Consider the following 15,215-nt stretch of genomic DNA (forward strand, 5'->3'; position numbering starts at 1 on the left):
GCGCGGCTCGGCGCTTGTCTATGCTTTGTCGCATGACGCGCCTTGCCAGTGGGGCACGGGCAGCGCCAGAATGCCGCTATCTGCCCCGCCTGATTGTTAAGGAAGCCCGATGCCTGATCCTGTTGCTGCCAGCTTGCGTCTAGCGCCCGAAGCGCTGACCCGTCCGTTTTCCGCTGAACAGTTCAGCTTCACTACCACCAATGATCTGGAGCCCTTTCGCGGTGTGCTTGGCCAGGAACGTGCGGTCGAAGCCTTGCAGTTCGGTGTGGCCATGCCACGCCCCGGTTACAACGTCTTTGTCATGGGCGAACCGGGCACCGGTCGCTTCTCATTTGTCAAACGCTACCTGAAGGCCGAAGGCAAACGCCTGCAGACCCCGGCGGACTGGGTCTACGTCAACAACTTCGATGAGCCGCGCGAACCCCGCGCGCTGGAGCTGCCATCGGGTACGGCGAGCGCATTCATCGGTGACATCAACGGCTTGATCGACAACCTGCTGGCGACGTTCCCGGCGGTGTTCGAACACCCGTCCTACCAGCAGAAAAAAAGTGCCATCGACCGCGCCTTCAACCAGCGCTACGACAAGGCACTGGACGTCATCGAACGTCTGGCCCTGGAAAAAGACGTCGCCCTGTACCGCGACAGCAGCAACATCGCCTTCACCCCGATGCTCGAAGGCAAGGCGCTGGATGAAGCCGAGTTTTCGCAATTGCCGGAAGCCGAGCGCGAGCGTTTCCACGAAGATATTTCCGGTCTCGAAGAGCGGCTGAATGAAGAGCTCGCGAGCCTGCCGCAGTGGAAGCGCGAGTCGAACAATCAGTTGCGCCAGCTCAACGAAGAAACCATCACCCTGGCCTTGCAGCCGTTGCTGTCGCCGCTGTCGGAAAAGTACGCGGAGAACGCCGCGGTCTGCGGTTACCTGCAAGCGATGCAGGTGTATCTGCTGAAAACCGTGGTCGAGCAACTGGTCGACGACAGCAAGACCGACGCCGTGGCGCGCAAGCTGCTGGAAGAGCAATACGCGCCGAGCCTGGTGGTCGGTCATCCGCACAGTGGCGGTGCGCCGGTGGTGTTCGAACCGCATCCGACCTACGAAAACCTGTTCGGCCGCATTGAATACACCACCGATCAGGGGGCGCTTTACACCACTTATCGCCAGTTGCGCCCGGGCGCATTGCATCGCGCCAATGGCGGCTTCCTGATTCTTGAAGCGGAAAAAATGCTCAGTGAGCCGTTCGTGTGGGACGCACTCAAGCGCGCCCTGCAATCGCGCAAACTGAAGATGGAATCGCCGCTGGGCGAGATGGGCCGTTTCGCCACCGTGACCCTGAATCCGCAGCACATTCCGTTGCAGGTCAAAGTGGTGATCATCGGTGCGCGGCAGTTGTATTACACGCTGCAGGACCTGGATCCCGACTTCCAGGAGATGTTCCGCGTGCTGGTCGACTTCGACGAAGACATCCCGATGGTCGACGAAAGCCTCGAGCAGTTCGCCCAGTTGCTGAAAACCCGTACTTCGGAGGAAGGCATGGCGCCGCTGACCGCCGATGCGGTGGCGCGTCTGGCGACCTATAGCGCACGGCTGGCCGAGCATCAGGGGCGTTTGTCGGCGCGGATCGGCGATCTGTTCCAACTGGTCAGCGAGGCGGATTTCATTCGTCATCTGGCCGGTGATGAAATGACCGACGCCGGGCACATCGAGCGTGCGCTGAAAGCCAAAGCCACTCGCACTGGCCGCGTATCGGCGCGGATTCTCGACGACATGCTCGCCGGGATCATCCTGATTGACACCGACGGCGCCGCGGTCGGCAAGTGCAACGGGCTGACCGTGCTCGAAGTCGGTGACTCGGCGTTCGGTGTACCGGCGCGGATTTCCGCCACGGTGTACCCGGGCGGCAGCGGCATCGTCGACATCGAACGCGAGGTCAATCTCGGTCAGCCGATCCACTCCAAGGGCGTGATGATCCTCACCGGGTATCTGGGCAGCCGTTACGCCCAGGAATTCCCGCTGGCGATTTCCGCGAGCATTGCGCTCGAGCAATCCTACGGTTACGTCGATGGCGACAGTGCGTCGCTGGGCGAGGCTTGCACGTTGATTTCGGCGCTGTCGAAAACCCCGCTCAAGCAGTGCTTCGCGATCACTGGTTCCATCAACCAGTTCGGTGAAGTGCAGGCGGTCGGCGGGGTCAACGAGAAAATCGAAGGCTTCTTCCGTCTCTGCGAAGCACGTGGGCTGACGGGTGAGCAGGGCGCGATCATTCCGCAGGCCAACGTCGCCACATTGATGCTCGACGAGAAGGTGCTGGCGGCGGTGCGCGCCGGGCAGTTCCACGTGTACGCGGTGCGTCAGGCCGATGAGGCGCTGAGCCTGTTGGTCGGCGAGCCGGCCGGTGAGCCGGATGCTGACGGTCAGTTCCCTGAGGGCAGCGTCAATGCGCGAGTGGTTGAACGTCTGCGGGTGATTGCCGAGATGATCAGTGAAGAGGATCTGAAAGAGGCCGAGAAGGAGTTGGCGCAGGAGGCGTTGGCAGAAGCCAAACCTGCCTGAGCCTTCATGCAGTAAATCTGTGGGAGCGAGCCTGCTCGCGAAAGCGGTGTATCAGACGACGAATGAGTTGCCTGACACTCCGCATTCGCGAGCGGGCTCGCTCCCACAGTGTTTTTCCAGATTGATTTTTGCGCTGATCTTCGGGAAAAGTGCCACTACTCTGGCGTCAGAATTCACACAATGACCATTCGGCGCCTTCTGGTTCTATCCGGCTTGCACGACGGACTTTTCTTCTATTCTCAGCTCAAGGACATCGACAGTATCACTGGATCGAAACAGCCTTCGCGTGAAGGCTGAATACAGGTTTTACCGAGGGTCGCCGCCATGTCGCGCAACCTCTGCCTCACCCGTCAATGCCTGGGTCTTGTGACCCGTATCGAATGCGCCATCAAACCCCTGGCCGGCGATAACGGCATGTGGACCTTGCTCTTCGCTGCCGGCATGGCCGGCGAACAACCCTCCGCCATCAAGGCCCAGGGCCCGTTTCACGGGCCGGTCGCCGCCGAGTCGATTCTCGACACCATTGTGGAAAGCCTGACGATGCACGGCTACGAGCTGGCCAATGATCCGCAGATCTGGAGCCTGCACCTGCAGGCGCAGCTGCGCCAGATCAACGGTGGCCGTGGACGTCCGGTCGGCGTGTTCGACCATTAGGTGTAATCACCGCGCTGTGTCGGGCAACGGCGCCTTGTCGAGCTTGACCTCAAAGCCGTATTGCACGGTATTGAGTTCAGTTCGCTGATAGGTCTCCACCTGCGTTGGACGGCCATAGAAGTAATGCACGCCGAACAGCGCCGGGCCTTGCGCACTCGCGTCGTGGCTGACCGAGAGAATTTGTTTCAGGTAGTTGCCGCTGTCGTCCTTGACGAAGAAGCGCCAGGCGTTGGCCGGGAACCGTTTCAGGTCCACCACCAGTGTGTTGTTCTTGATCTCCAGGCCTTTGGGCAGGGCCTTGGCGTCGTAGGTTTTCTTGTCGACGCTCGCCAGAAACAGCGGCATCGAGCCCACAGCAATTGCCGGAGTTTCCGGGAACAGGTTCAAATCGTAAGTGATGGTCGCTTGCAGCGGATCGACCTGATAGGCCTCGGGTGGCAGTTCGATCGGCTCGTCGAGTTTGCCGCTGCGTTTCTCGGTGAAGAACGTCACCGGGCTTTCTCCCGGGCTGAAATCATCGCCGAGCAATTCATCGTTGAAGGTACGCCGGTGGGAGAACTCGATGCGCGCGGCGCTCGGGTCCTCCACGGACTGATGGATGCGGATGCCGGCCTTCAACGCTTCCTCGGTCAGGCTCGCGCCCTTTAGCCAGTTCGGCGCCAGATCGTCATAGACCACTACGTTCGGGTCCAGCGGCTGGATGGTTTTGTCCGTGGTGTGCTGATTGAAGGTGCGCACCGGCAGATCCAGTGCCTTGCGGGTCACGGTCGCCGATGAAAAATCGAGCACGCTGACCTCTAGGGTATCGACGGGGCCGTTGAAGTAGACCTTGTTATAGCGGCGCGGATGCTGCTGTGCGAAGGCCTGCTGTTCGTCCTCAAGCTGTTTTTCCAGCGCCTCGCTCCAGGTTTTCTGCTGTTGCAGTTGCGCCAGTTGTTTCTCGTAGAAAGCCACCTGTGCCGGGCTCTCATTGATTGAGCCGGCGCGCACCAGGTATTGCCCGGTGGTGTCGCGGGCCTGAACGATCAACGGATTGAGCTGCACACCCTCGACCTCTGGGGCCAATGGCAGGCTGTTGCTGAATTCGACTTCGGCGTAGTTTTTTGCAAGCTTCAGCAGGGTGACGCTGAGGTTGTCATCGGTGCGGGTCTGGCCGACATCCTTCTGACTCAGGTTGAAGCTGAACAGGCGGCGCGGCGTGATGACTTCGACGTTGCCCTGCAGGCTCACTGGCTGCGGTTGTGTCTTCTTGTCGACGTCCAGCCCCTCGATGAACGGGTAGGTCACGGTCAGGTCATCGGGGTTGTTGACATTGGAACTGGACGGGCTCAACTGAATGCCGGGATCGGTTTCCGACCATTCCGGCTGATAGGTGATCACGCGCTTGTTGCTCAGGGTCACCGACTGCCATTCCACGCCATGCGGAAACAGAAAACCGCCGGGAATGTTCAGGTTGAACGGGAACACCGGCTGCAGGTCGGTGAGGTAGTCGGAGCTGGCGTCCTTGTGCAGCACGAACAGTCCGTTGATGAAAGTATCGACCAGCGCCTGCGGCGAAGGGTAGTGCTTGAGGATGCCGAGGGTGTCTTCGCCGTAGACGGTTTTCAGGGGGGTGCTGTCGAGCTTGAGTTGCGCGCGTTCGAGCAACAGCAGCGAACCGCCGAGTTCGGTCACGGCATCCTTGAGCTTCGGATCGGTGATGGCGTCCAGTGAATGTTCGAAGGTTGCCGTCTTCGCGTCGAGGCTGACCGAGGGTTTTTTCTCTTCGCCGGGAGAGCAGCCGCCCAGCAGCAGAGCGAGGCAAATCCCGGCAGTTTTCAACGGCAATCGCACATCCATTTCCAGTCGTCCTGTCCACTTTCGCTAGGCGGTCAATGGTTTGGACAGTAGCAGAAAAAAAATCATACACACACGCAGGTTGCGCCGACTGGAGGTGCGAGCCGGGCGGTTTCTGGCTGTTATGGTCGGCTGGTATACTCGCCGCCGATTTCAATCCTTATTGTGTGAGAGTCAATGGAACGCTTTATCGAAAATGCAATGTACGCCACGCGCTGGCTGCTGGCGCCGATCTATATCGGGCTGTCCCTCGGGCTGCTGGCGCTGGCATTGAAATTCTTCCAGGAAGTGTTTCATGTCATTCCCAACGTGTTTTCCATGGCCGAATCGGATCTGATCCTGGTGCTGCTGTCGCTGATCGACATGGCGCTGGTGGGCGGCCTGCTGGTGATGGTGATGATTTCCGGCTACGAGAACTTCGTGTCCGAGCTGAACATCGACGAAGGCAAAGAGAAGCTCAGCTGGCTGGGCACCATGGACTCCTCGTCGCTGAAGATGAAAGTGGCGGCGTCGATCGTGGCGATTTCCTCGATCCACCTGCTGCGGATCTTCATGGATGCCAAGAACGTCGATCCCGAGCACCTGATGTGGTACGTGATCATCCACATGACCTTCGTGATTTCGGCGTTCGCGATGGGTTACCTGGACAAGCTCACCAAGCACTGATCATTGTTTGATCGCTGCAAAAACACCGCCCGTCTGTTGCGAAACAGACGGGCGGTGTCGTTTGTGGCTTGTGCTTTGGCGCGCGCGGGCATATCCCTGTAAGGGTCCTGGCTCGCCACCGCACGAGGTGCGTTCATGAACCTGCAAGAGTTGAATGCGTTTGCCATCGCCAGAAAGGTCGATGAGCTGAACCTGATCTCCATGGAGGGCGGGATTTATCTGCTCGAAGCGCGGATGCATGGAGCCGCGTATCCGTTGAGTGATCTCAAGGGCGAGATGCTGCAACTGCGTTCGGTGGAGCACGCGCGGGATTTGCTGCATAACTTTCCGGTGCTGCCGTTCAACCTCGTCCATACCTCGGTGCACGATGAAATGTGCGGCCTGGGCGGCAGCGTCGATGAAAGCCTGAAAGTGCCGCTGGCGTGGCGCTCGGCCCTGTAGGCGTCGCGCGCCATCGCTGGGCATCTGTGCTAGTCTGCTCGCCCTTTTAGGTTCCGGGCGCGCCGGGACGCGCTGTGCACGCACGGCAAGTCTTGCGGCCGTCCGCACAGCGGAGCAGTGTCATGTCCGAAGTAAATCTGTCCACCGACGAAACCCGCGTCAGCTACGGCATTGGCCGTCAGCTGGGCGACCAGCTGCGCGACAACCCGCCACCGGGTGTCAGCCTGGACGCCATCCTGGCCGGTCTGACCGACGCATTCGCCGGCAAGCCAAGCCGTGTCGATCAGGAAGCCATGTCCGCCAGCTTCAAGGTGATCCGCGAGATCATGCAAGCCGAAGCCGCCGCCAAAGCTGAAGCGGCTGCCGGCGAAGGCCGTGCGTTCCTGGCTGAAAACGCCAAGAAAGACGGCATCACCACCCTGGCTTCCGGTCTGCAATTCGAAGTGCTGACCCAGGGCGAAGGCGCCAAGCCATCCCGTGAAGACACCGTGCGTACTCACTACCACGGCATGCTGATCGACGGCACCGTGTTCGACAGTTCCTACGATCGTGGCCAGCCAGCAGAATTTCCGGTGGGCGGCGTGATCGCCGGCTGGACCGAAGCCCTGCAACTGATGAACGCCGGCAGCAAATGGCGCCTGTACGTGCCGAGCGAACTGGCTTACGGCGCTCAAGGCGTTGGCAGCATCCCGCCGCACAGCGTTCTGGTATTCGACGTCGAGCTGCTGGACGTTCTGTAATTCCAGGCCTGCCCTAGTGGCAGGTTATTAATGTGGGAGCGGGCTTGCTCGCGAAGGCGTCCTTTCAGGTAACTCATTCGTTGCCTGACACACCGCTTTCGCCAGCAGGCTGGCTCCCACAGTTTTTACCGCGCTACTCATATTTCGATCTTGTGATGCAGCTCATGGGTCGGGCGCAAGGCCCGGGCATAGCAGAACAGGAACAGATTGCGCACCAGCTCCTTGAGCACCAGCGGCTCGCTGGAATTCAGGCTGCTGACGTCCAGATCGCCCTGATCCTGCAGCTCATGCAGGGCTTCTTCTTCCAGAACCGCACAGACTTCGCCGGTTTCCCGATGCAGGATCCTGAGGTACGGGTGTGGGCGATCCAGCCAGGCATCGATCAAATAAGTCATGGGTTTCATCTCCTTGAAAGGTTTCAATGAGAATAATTCTTATTCGTTAAATAGCAAGTGCCTATTGGCGCAATGCGATTTTTTCCGGGTAAAGATTGCGTAAGGTCAAAACGGCTGGCGTCTGGCTATTACGCGAGTATGCGGGAGCAAAGCGGTGGGAGGGCGGAGCTCCATCCCACGCCGGGCGTGGGATGGCTGACAGCAGGATCAGACCTTTCTGACAAACTCGGACTTGAGTTTCATCGGGCCGATGCCGTCGATCTTGCAGTCGATGTCGTGGTCGCCATCGCACAGGCGGATGTTCTTGACCTTGGTGCCGACCTTGACCACCAGCGAGGTGCCCTTGACCTTCAGGTCCTTGATCACGGTGATGGTGTCGCCGTCCTGCAGGACGTTGCCGACCGAATCTTTCTTCACGGCATCATCGGACGCCACTTCGGTTTCGCCGTTGGCCGACCACTCGTGGGCGCACTCAGGGCAGATCAGTTGGGCACCGTCTTCGTAGGTGTATTCGGAATTGCATTTCGGGCAGGGTGGCAACGTGCTCACTAAGGCTCCTTGAGATGTGGATCGCTAAAAGTCGCACATTGTATAAGGTTTTAGCCTTTGATGGAGCTAAAAGCAGAAGATCGCAGCATTCGGCAGCTCCTACAGTTGATAGGTAGGAGCTGCCGAATGCTGCGATCTTTTGATCGTGCTTCAGCGATATCAGTGCGTGCGGGCGACCGCAAACTCGCTCAGTTCCACCAGTGCATCGCGGTATTCGCTGGCCGGCAGCGCATCGAGGCACTTGATCGCACGGGCCACGTAGTCGCGGGCCAGTTGCGCGGTGTACTCCAGCGAACCCGAGGCTTCCACGGCGATGCGGATGCTTTCGAGGTCTTCGATTCCGCCTTTCTGGATCGCCTGGCGTACCAGGGCAGCCTGTTCCGGCGTGCCTTCGCGCATGGTAAAGATCAGCGGCAGGGTTGGCTTGCCCTCGGCCAGATCGTCACCGACGTTCTTGCCCAGGGTCTCGGCGTCACCCTTGTAGTCCAGCAAGTCGTCAACCAGTTGGAATGCCACGCCGAGGTGATCGCCGAAGGTGCGCAGGGCTTCGCTCTGCTCGGCGGTGGCACCGGCCAGTGCGGCAGCGCTGTGGGTCGAGGCTTCGAAGAGCATCGCGGTCTTGCCGCGGATGACTTCCATGTAGGTTTCTTCGGTGGTGCTGGCGTCGCGCACCTTGGACAGTTGCAGCACTTCGCCTTCGGCGATGATGCGCGTGGCCTGGGACAGGATCTTCATCACCGGCATCGAGCCCAGTTCGACCATCATTTCGAACGAGCGCGAGTACAGGAAATCGCCGACCAGCACGCTCGGGGCATTGCCCCACATGGCGTTGGCGGTCGAGCGGCCACGGCGCATGCCGGACATGTCGACCACGTCGTCATGCAGCAGGGTCGCGGTGTGCAGGAATTCGATGGTGGCGGCCAGCAGACGCAGGTCGTCGCCTTCGCGACCCAAGGCCTTGCCGCACAGCAGCACCAATAAAGGACGCAGGCGTTTGCCGCCGGCCGAGGTGATGTAATCGCCGATTTTCGATACCAGCGGCACTCGGGAAGTCAGCTGCTTCTTGATGATGCCGTCGACGGCGTTAAAATCGTCCGCCACCGCGCGGTAGAAAGCTTGGGGTTGCATCAGCGACAGTTGCTCCAGAAGGGTTGCGCGGCATGCTAGGACCCCCACCGGGGCCTGTCAAGGCGCGATGGACGGCCTCTTGCGTGACTCTCGATGCTTGCGTACAATCGCGCACCCTGAACTTCCTGGGCAGCACCTGCCTTACGCAATTGCACTTGGGCCGTTCCAGCCCCATGCAGCCATGCCAGCCAATACCTCTTCTTATAAAGAGCTGGGTGAGCAGGATTATCGGAGAAATACCATGTACGCAGTAATCGTTACCGGCGGTAAGCAATACAAGGTCGCTGAAGGTGAATACCTGAAGATCGAAAAACTGGAAGTCGCTACTGGCGAATCCGTGACTTTTGACCGCGTTCTGTTGGTCGCCAATGGCGATGACGTGAACATCGGCGCACCTGTTGTTGCTGGCGCAACCGTCAAGGCTGAAGTGATCTCCCAAGGTCGTCACGATAAAGTCCGCATCATCAAGTTCCGTCGCCGTAAGCACCACATGAAGCGTATGGGCCACCGCCAGTGGTTCACCGAGATCAAAATCACCGGTATTCAGGCTTAATTACAGCCTAATTCCTCACTAGGAGAATTGAACTCATGGCACACAAAAAAGCTGGTGGTAGTACCCGTAACGGTCGCGACTCAGAAGCCAAACGCCTTGGCGTGAAGATGTATGGCGGCCAGGTCATCAAGGCCGGCAACATCATCGTGCGTCAGCGCGGCACCCAATTCCACGCTGGCTACGGCGTTGGCATGGGTAAAGATCACACCCTGTTCGCGAAAATCGAAGGCGTGATCAAGTTTGAAGTAAAAGGCGCCTTCGGTCGTCGTTACGTGAGCGTTGTCGCGGCTTAATCGCGAGATCGCTGGAAGAGCCCTGTCTTGCGACGGGGCTTTTTCGTTTGTGGGGTGAGTCTCTTGCAAAACTGTTTGTATGGGCTGTCGGCGTGCGATGCAGGTCGTGTTTTGGGGTCGCTGCGCTCATTTTTGCAAGAGTCTTATGTCTTGATTGTTTTTCGGCTCGTCCGTATGGCGAGAGGCGTTGAGTTATGAAGTTTGTAGACGAAGTATCGATCCGCGTAAAAGCTGGCGACGGCGGCAATGGCTGCATGAGTTTCCGTCGGGAAAAATTCATTGAGAACGGCGGCCCGAACGGTGGTGACGGCGGTGACGGCGGTTCCATCTACATGATGGCCGACGAAAACCTCAACACCCTGGTCGACTACCGTTACACCCGGCACTTCGATGCCGAGCGTGGCTCCAACGGCGGCAGCACCGATTGCACCGGCAAGAAGGGTGAAGACCTGATCCTGCGCGTGCCGGTCGGTACCACCGTGATCGACTCGGCCACCCAGGAAGTGATTGGCGACCTGACCAAGGCTGGCCAGAAACTGATGGTAGTGCAGGGCGGCTGGCACGGTCTGGGCAATACGCGTTTCAAATCCAGTACCAACCGTGCGCCGCGCCAGACTACGCCGGGCAAGCCGGGTGAGCAGCGCGACCTGAAACTGGAAATGAAAGTGCTGGCTGACGTCGGTCTGCTGGGCTTGCCGAACGCCGGTAAAAGTACCTTTATCCGTTCGGTGTCGGCGGCCAAGCCGAAAGTCGCCGACTACCCGTTCACCACGCTGGTGCCGAACCTGGGTGTGGTCAGCGTCGACCGCTGGAAAAGCTTCGTCATCGCCGACATTCCGGGTCTGATCGAAGGCGCTTCCGACGGTGCCGGTCTGGGCATTCGCTTTCTCAAGCACCTGGCGCGTACGCGTCTGTTGCTGCACCTCGTCGACATGGCGCCGCTGGATGACAGCAGTGCACCGGACGCGGCTGAAGTGATCGTCAATGAGCTGGTCAAGTTCAGTCCGTCGCTGGCCGAGCGTGACCGCTGGCTGGTGCTGAACAAATGCGACCAGATCCTTGAAGAAGAGCATGAAGAGCGCGTCAAGGAAATCGTTGATCGCCTGCAGTGGGAAGGTCCGGTCTACGTGATCTCGGCCATCGCCAAAGAAGGCACTGAGCGTCTGACGCGCGACATCATGCGTTACCTGGAAGATCGTGCCGATCGCCTGGCTAACGACCCGGCGTACAAGGAAGAGCTGGCCGATCTCGATCAGCGCATCGAAGACGAAGCCCGTGCACAGTTGCAGGCGCTGGACGACAAACGTGCCCTGCGTCGCAGCGGCGTGAAGTCGGTCCATGACATCGGCGACGATGACTGGGACGAAGAAGATGTGGATGATGAAGACGGTCCGGAAATCATTTACGTGCGCGACTGATTCGTTGCAGTAAACTTAAGCGCCGCTCAATCGAGCGGCGTTTTAGTATCTGGAAATCGCAAGTCACAAATAACGACATGGGCGGCGCTGGGTCGCGCTGCCCTCAAGCTAAGGTTGAAGATGATGCGGAGCAAGGTGACAGGTGCGCAGCGTTGGGTCGTGAAGATCGGCAGCGCTTTGCTGACAGCTGATGGCAAAGGGCTGGATCGCGCGGCAATGAGTGTCTGGGTCGAGCAGATGGTGGCCTTGCATGAGGCGGGTGTCGAGCTGGTGCTGGTGTCTTCCGGTGCTGTGGCTGCCGGCATGAGTCGTCTCGGCTGGACCGCGCGACCCAGTGCGATGCACGAGCTCCAGGCTGCCGCGGCAATCGGTCAGATGGGCCTGGTGCAGGCCTGGGAATCGAGCTTTGCCGAGCATGGCCGGCACACCGCGCAGATTCTCCTGACTCACGATGACCTGTCCGACCGCAAGCGCTACCTGAACGCCCGCAGCACCCTGCGTGCACTGGTCGAGCTGAAAGTCATCCCGGTGATCAACGAAAACGACACGGTGGTCACCGACGAAATTCGTTTCGGCGACAACGACACGCTGGCAGCGCTGGTGGCCAATCTGGTCGAGGCTGATCTGCTGGTGATCCTCACCGATCGCGACGGCATGTTCGATGCTGATCCGCGCAATAACCCTGATGCGCAACTGATTTACGAGGCGCGCGCCGATGATCCGACCCTGGATGCGGTGGCGGGTGGCACCGGCGGTGCGCTGGGGCGTGGCGGCATGCAGACCAAGCTGCGTGCGGCGCGTCTGGCAGCGCGTTCCGGGGCGCATACCATCATCGTCGGCGGGCGTCTGGAGCGAGTGCTCGATCGCCTGAAGGCTGGCGAGCGCATCGGTACGCTGCTGTCGCCTGAGCGCGGCATGCTGGCGGCGCGCAAGCAGTGGCTGGCCGGGCATCTGCAAACTCGCGGCACGCTGGTGCTGGACGAAGGTGCGGTGTCGGCATTGTCGCAGGGCCACAAGAGTCTGTTGCCGGTCGGTGTGAAACTGGTCCAGGGCAGTTTTCGCCGGGGCGAAATGGTGGTCTGCGTGGCACCTGATGGTCGTGAGATCGCCCGTGGCCTGGCCAACTACAGTGCGCTTGAGGCGCAAAAAATCATCGGTCAGTCGTCGGATGCGATTGTCGGCGTGCTGGGCTACATGGCTGAGCCGGAACTGGTTCACCGTGACAACCTGATTCTGGTCTAAGGGAAATTACGCATGCGCATGGCAAAAGGATTGTTGGGGCTATTGATGGCGTTGCCATTACTGGCCTCGGCCGAGGAAATCGGTCAGGTGTCGACGGTATTCAAGTTCGTCGGCCCGAATGACCGAATCGTAGTCGAGGCTTTCGATGATCCGAAAGTCGACGGCGTGACCTGCTACCTGTCTCGCGCCAAAACGGGTGGGGTGAAGGGTGGTCTGGGTCTGGCCGAGGATCGCGCTGAGGCGTCGATTGCCTGTCGTCAGGTTGGTCCGATCAAGTTCAAGGGCGAGCTGAAGGATGGCGACGAGGTGTTCAAGGAGCGCACGTCGCTGGTGTTCAAGACCATGCAGGTGGTGCGTTTCCTCGACAAGAAGCGCAATACGCTGGTGTACCTGGTTTACAGCGATCGCATGATCGAAGGGAGTCCGCAGAATGCGGTAACCGCAATTCCGATCGTGCCGTGGGTACCGGTCCAGCAGTAACAGCGCAAAGCCAATTGCAGGGGTGAGCTTGCTCGCTCCTGCATTTTTTTGCCCTGCGTTGATCAAATTGCAGGCAATAAAAAACCGACCCTAAGGTCGGTTTTTTAATGACTACGTCGATTAAGCAGCTTCTTTCAGTGCCTTGACGTGGCCATTCAGACGGCTCTTATGACGAGCAGCCTTGTTCTTGTGGATGATGCCTTTATCGGCCATACGGTCGATAACTGGCACAGCCAGAACGTATGCAGCTTGAGCTTTTTCAGCGTCTTTTGCGTCGATGGCTTTAACTACATTCTTGATGTAGGTACGAACCATGGAACGCAGGCTGGCGTTGTGGCTGCGACGCTTCTCAGCCTGTTTTGCACGTTTTTTGGCGGAAGGTGAGTTGGCCACCGTCGAGCTCCTCGAAAGACTTTTTAGGAAATAGCAAACAAAATAGGCCGCGAATCATGCCGATGAAGAGAAGTCTTGTCAAGGGCGCTTGAAACGTTCCGCTAAGTGGTAGGTATAAAGAGGCGGGATATTTATTTCCGGCGCTTGACCTGTAAACTCGCGAGCTTTGGCTCTGTGCTGTTGCGGCGCGGAGTATCGCACAAGTGGGCGCATTGTTCGCCTGCTGTTTATCGACAGGCACTAATTTCCTCAATGAATCTGCTCAAATCGTTGGCCGCTGTCAGCTCTATCACGATGCTTTCCCGGATTCTGGGGTTCGTCCGTGACACGCTCATCGCTCGCACCTTCGGCGCCGGAATGGCGACGGACGCCTTTTTCATTGCCTTCAAATTGCCCAACCTGCTGCGACGAATCTTCGCCGAGGGTGCGTTCTCGCAGGCCTTCGTGCCGATTCTGGCCGAATACAAAAGCCAGAAGGGCGAAGAGGCGACTCGCACCTTTATCGCTTACGTTTCCGGCCTGCTGACCCTGGTGCTGGCGCTGGTTACCGCGCTGGGGATGATTGCTGCGCCGTGGGTGATCTGGGCCACGGCTCCCGGTTTTACCGACACGCCGGAAAAATTCCAGCTCACCTCCGACCTGTTGCGGGTGACGTTCCCTTATATATTGCTGATCTCCCTGTCCTCGCTGGCCGGGGCGATTCTCAATACCTGGAACCGTTTTTCGGTGCCGGCTTTTGTGCCGACCCTGCTCAACGTGAGCATGATCGTGTTTTCGTTGTTCCTGACGCCGTATTTCGACCCGCCGGTCATGGCGCTGGGCTGGGCGGTGCTGGTCGGTGGTCTGGCGCAGTTGCTCTATCAACTGCCGCACCTGAAAAAAATCGGCATGCTGGTGCTGCCACGCCTGAACCTGCGTGATACCGGCGTCTGGCGAGTGATGAAACAGATGTTGCCGGCGATCATTGGCGTTTCGGTGAGTCAGATTTCGCTGATCATCAACACCATTTTCGCTTCGTTCCTGGTGGCCGGGTCGGTGTCGTGGATGTATTACGCCGACCGTTTGATGGAGCTGCCGTCCGGCGTGCTCGGTGTGGCGCTGGGCACGATTCTGCTGCCGACATTGGCCAAGACCTACGCGAGCAAGGATCGCCACGAGTATTCGCGGATCCTCGACTGGGGCCTGCGCCTGTGCTTTGTGCTGGTGCTGCCGTGTGCATTGGCGCTGGGGATTCTCGCCGAACCGCTGACCGTTTCTCTGTTCCAGTACGGGCAATTCAGCGCGTTCGATGCATCCATGACCCAGCGTGCGCTGATTGCCTATTCTGTCGGTCTGCTGGGGATTATCGTGATCAAAGTGCTGGCGCCGGGCTTTTATGCGCAACAGAACATCCGCACCCCGGTGAAAATCGCAATCTTCACGCTGTTGTGCACGCAGCTGTTCAATCTGGTGTTGATCGGCCCGCTGGCTCACGCCGGTCTGGCGCTGGCGATCAGTGCAGGGGCCTGCCTCAATGCCGGGTTGCTGTTCTATCAACTGCGCAAGCAAAAGATGTATCAGCCGCAACCGGGCTGGTACATGTTCGGTTTCAAGCTGGTGGTAGCGGTGGCGGTGATGTCGGCAGTGCTGCTGCTGGGCATGCATTTCATGCCGGCCTGGGATCAGGGGCACATGCTGGAGCGCTTCCTGCGTCTGGGGGCGTTGGTGGTTGCCGGTGTGGTGGCGTATTTCGGTATGTTGCTGCTGCTCGGTTTCCGCCTGCGTGACTTCAATCGCAAGGCCTTGAGCTGAGGTTTCAGCCATTAAATACGGGCACGGGCTGGCAGTTTTGTCGGCTCGAGCACTTTGCGTTACGGTGTTGCCTGTCGTCGACCGTCGG

16 protein-coding genes are annotated in these 15,215 nt (G+C 59.2%); 11 read left to right on the plus strand and 5 right to left on the minus strand.

Annotation, left to right across the window (positions count from 1 at the left end):
- The first annotated feature begins 109 nt into the window (after positions 1-109).
- Both ACM6HV_RS05310 and ACM6HV_RS05315 read left to right on the plus strand, forming a co-directional pair.
- Positions 110-2,548: a Lon protease family protein gene (locus tag ACM6HV_RS05310; RefSeq protein ID WP_041065264.1), complete on the plus strand. Its 2,439-nt coding sequence runs from the start codon at positions 110-112 to the stop codon at positions 2,546-2,548.
- A 324-nt stretch (positions 2,549-2,872) separates the two neighbouring features.
- On the plus strand, positions 2,873-3,202 hold the full coding sequence (locus ACM6HV_RS05315) for a hypothetical protein (protein WP_047296668.1): 330 nt from the start codon (positions 2,873-2,875) through the stop codon (positions 3,200-3,202).
- Between the two features lie 6 nt (positions 3,203-3,208).
- Here ACM6HV_RS05315 and ACM6HV_RS05320 read toward each other — a convergent pair whose 3' ends face one another.
- On the minus strand, positions 3,209-5,041 hold the full coding sequence (locus ACM6HV_RS05320) for a hypothetical protein (RefSeq protein WP_145598288.1): 1,833 nt from the start codon (positions 5,039-5,041) through the stop codon (positions 3,209-3,211).
- Between the two features lie 174 nt (positions 5,042-5,215).
- Here ACM6HV_RS05320 and ACM6HV_RS05325 point away from each other — a divergent pair, with 174 nt between their 5' ends.
- From ACM6HV_RS05325 to ACM6HV_RS05335, 3 genes are all read left to right on the plus strand, one after another.
- Positions 5,216-5,704: a TIGR00645 family protein gene (locus ACM6HV_RS05325; protein ID WP_007963798.1), complete on the plus strand. Its 489-nt coding sequence runs from the start codon at positions 5,216-5,218 to the stop codon at positions 5,702-5,704.
- 135 nt (positions 5,705-5,839) lie between these two features.
- Positions 5,840-6,145: a DUF6482 family protein gene (locus ACM6HV_RS05330; protein WP_027612827.1), complete on the plus strand. Its 306-nt coding sequence runs from the start codon at positions 5,840-5,842 to the stop codon at positions 6,143-6,145.
- A gap of 122 nt (positions 6,146-6,267) precedes the next feature.
- Complete coding sequence (locus ACM6HV_RS05335) at positions 6,268-6,885, plus strand: FKBP-type peptidyl-prolyl cis-trans isomerase (RefSeq protein WP_047296663.1); 618 nt, start codon at positions 6,268-6,270, stop codon at positions 6,883-6,885.
- 137 nt (positions 6,886-7,022) lie between these two features.
- Here ACM6HV_RS05335 and ACM6HV_RS05340 read toward each other — a convergent pair whose 3' ends face one another.
- The 3 genes from ACM6HV_RS05340 to ACM6HV_RS05350 form a co-directional block, all read right to left on the minus strand.
- Positions 7,023-7,280, minus strand: a complete 258-nt coding sequence (locus ACM6HV_RS05340; protein ID WP_008078558.1) for a hypothetical protein — start codon at positions 7,278-7,280, stop codon at positions 7,023-7,025.
- Positions 7,281-7,487: 207 nt separating this feature from the next.
- Positions 7,488-7,829 carry a zinc ribbon domain-containing protein YjdM gene (locus ACM6HV_RS05345; RefSeq protein WP_041065279.1) on the minus strand — a complete coding sequence of 114 codons (342 nt, stop codon included), beginning with the start codon at positions 7,827-7,829 and terminating at the stop codon, positions 7,488-7,490.
- A gap of 159 nt (positions 7,830-7,988) precedes the next feature.
- Entirely contained in the window at positions 7,989-8,957 is a 969-nt protein-coding gene (locus ACM6HV_RS05350; protein ID WP_108183848.1) for a polyprenyl synthetase family protein, read from the minus strand.
- 241 nt (positions 8,958-9,198) lie between these two features.
- Here ACM6HV_RS05350 and rplU point away from each other — a divergent pair, with 241 nt between their 5' ends.
- From rplU to ACM6HV_RS05375, 5 genes are all read left to right on the plus strand, one after another.
- Complete coding sequence (rplU, locus tag ACM6HV_RS05355) at positions 9,199-9,510, plus strand: 50S ribosomal protein L21 (protein WP_003228361.1); 312 nt, start codon at positions 9,199-9,201, stop codon at positions 9,508-9,510.
- Between the two features lie 35 nt (positions 9,511-9,545).
- Positions 9,546-9,803, plus strand: a complete 258-nt coding sequence (gene rpmA / locus ACM6HV_RS05360) for a 50S ribosomal protein L27 (protein WP_003228360.1) — start codon at positions 9,546-9,548, stop codon at positions 9,801-9,803.
- A 194-nt stretch (positions 9,804-9,997) separates the two neighbouring features.
- Positions 9,998-11,221: an Obg family GTPase CgtA gene (cgtA, locus tag ACM6HV_RS05365; RefSeq protein WP_041065287.1), complete on the plus strand. Its 1,224-nt coding sequence runs from the start codon at positions 9,998-10,000 to the stop codon at positions 11,219-11,221.
- A gap of 123 nt (positions 11,222-11,344) precedes the next feature.
- Positions 11,345-12,463: a glutamate 5-kinase gene (gene proB / locus ACM6HV_RS05370; RefSeq protein WP_041065290.1), complete on the plus strand. Its 1,119-nt coding sequence runs from the start codon at positions 11,345-11,347 to the stop codon at positions 12,461-12,463.
- A gap of 12 nt (positions 12,464-12,475) precedes the next feature.
- Entirely contained in the window at positions 12,476-12,943 is a 468-nt protein-coding gene (locus tag ACM6HV_RS05375; RefSeq protein WP_414903705.1) for a CreA family protein, read from the plus strand.
- Between the two features lie 120 nt (positions 12,944-13,063).
- On the opposite strand, the gene rpsT is transcribed toward ACM6HV_RS05375, so the two are convergent.
- Complete coding sequence (rpsT, locus tag ACM6HV_RS05380; RefSeq protein WP_003228351.1) at positions 13,064-13,336, minus strand: 30S ribosomal protein S20; 273 nt, start codon at positions 13,334-13,336, stop codon at positions 13,064-13,066.
- A 252-nt stretch (positions 13,337-13,588) separates the two neighbouring features.
- Between rpsT and murJ the strand changes: the two genes are divergently transcribed.
- The gene (gene murJ / locus ACM6HV_RS05385; protein WP_414903706.1) at positions 13,589-15,127 is read left to right on the plus strand and encodes a murein biosynthesis integral membrane protein MurJ; all 1,539 of its coding nucleotides are present in this window, start codon (positions 13,589-13,591) and stop codon (positions 15,125-15,127) included.
- The last annotated feature ends 88 nt before the right edge of the window (positions 15,128-15,215 follow it).

The sequence above is a fragment of the Pseudomonas sp. IT-P260 genome (assembly GCF_949768395.1).
Classification (GTDB): Bacteria; Pseudomonadota; Gammaproteobacteria; order Pseudomonadales; family Pseudomonadaceae; genus Aquipseudomonas; species Aquipseudomonas parakoreensis.

Coding starts and splice junctions, on each gene's coding strand:
- ACM6HV_RS05335 (WP_047296663.1), top strand. CDS start 6,268: ATGTCCGAAGTAAATCTGTCCACCGACGAAACCCGCGTCAGCTACGGC.
- ACM6HV_RS05325 (WP_007963798.1), top strand. CDS start 5,216: ATGGAACGCTTTATCGAAAATGCAATGTACGCCACGCGCTGGCTGCTG.
- ACM6HV_RS05375 (WP_414903705.1), top strand. CDS start 12,476: ATGCGCATGGCAAAAGGATTGTTGGGGCTATTGATGGCGTTGCCATTA.
- ACM6HV_RS05330 (WP_027612827.1), top strand. CDS start 5,840: ATGAACCTGCAAGAGTTGAATGCGTTTGCCATCGCCAGAAAGGTCGAT.
- ACM6HV_RS05315 (WP_047296668.1), top strand. CDS start 2,873: ATGTCGCGCAACCTCTGCCTCACCCGTCAATGCCTGGGTCTTGTGACC.
- ACM6HV_RS05350 (WP_108183848.1), bottom strand. CDS start 8,957: ATGCAACCCCAAGCTTTCTACCGCGCGGTGGCGGACGATTTTAACGCC.
- ACM6HV_RS05310 (WP_041065264.1), top strand. CDS start 110: ATGCCTGATCCTGTTGCTGCCAGCTTGCGTCTAGCGCCCGAAGCGCTG.
- rpmA (WP_003228360.1), top strand. CDS start 9,546: ATGGCACACAAAAAAGCTGGTGGTAGTACCCGTAACGGTCGCGACTCA.
- ACM6HV_RS05320 (WP_145598288.1), bottom strand. CDS start 5,041: ATGGATGTGCGATTGCCGTTGAAAACTGCCGGGATTTGCCTCGCTCTG.
- cgtA (WP_041065287.1), top strand. CDS start 9,998: ATGAAGTTTGTAGACGAAGTATCGATCCGCGTAAAAGCTGGCGACGGC.
- rplU (WP_003228361.1), top strand. CDS start 9,199: ATGTACGCAGTAATCGTTACCGGCGGTAAGCAATACAAGGTCGCTGAA.
- murJ (WP_414903706.1), top strand. CDS start 13,589: ATGAATCTGCTCAAATCGTTGGCCGCTGTCAGCTCTATCACGATGCTT.
- ACM6HV_RS05340 (WP_008078558.1), bottom strand. CDS start 7,280: ATGACTTATTTGATCGATGCCTGGCTGGATCGCCCACACCCGTACCTC.
- proB (WP_041065290.1), top strand. CDS start 11,345: ATGCGGAGCAAGGTGACAGGTGCGCAGCGTTGGGTCGTGAAGATCGGC.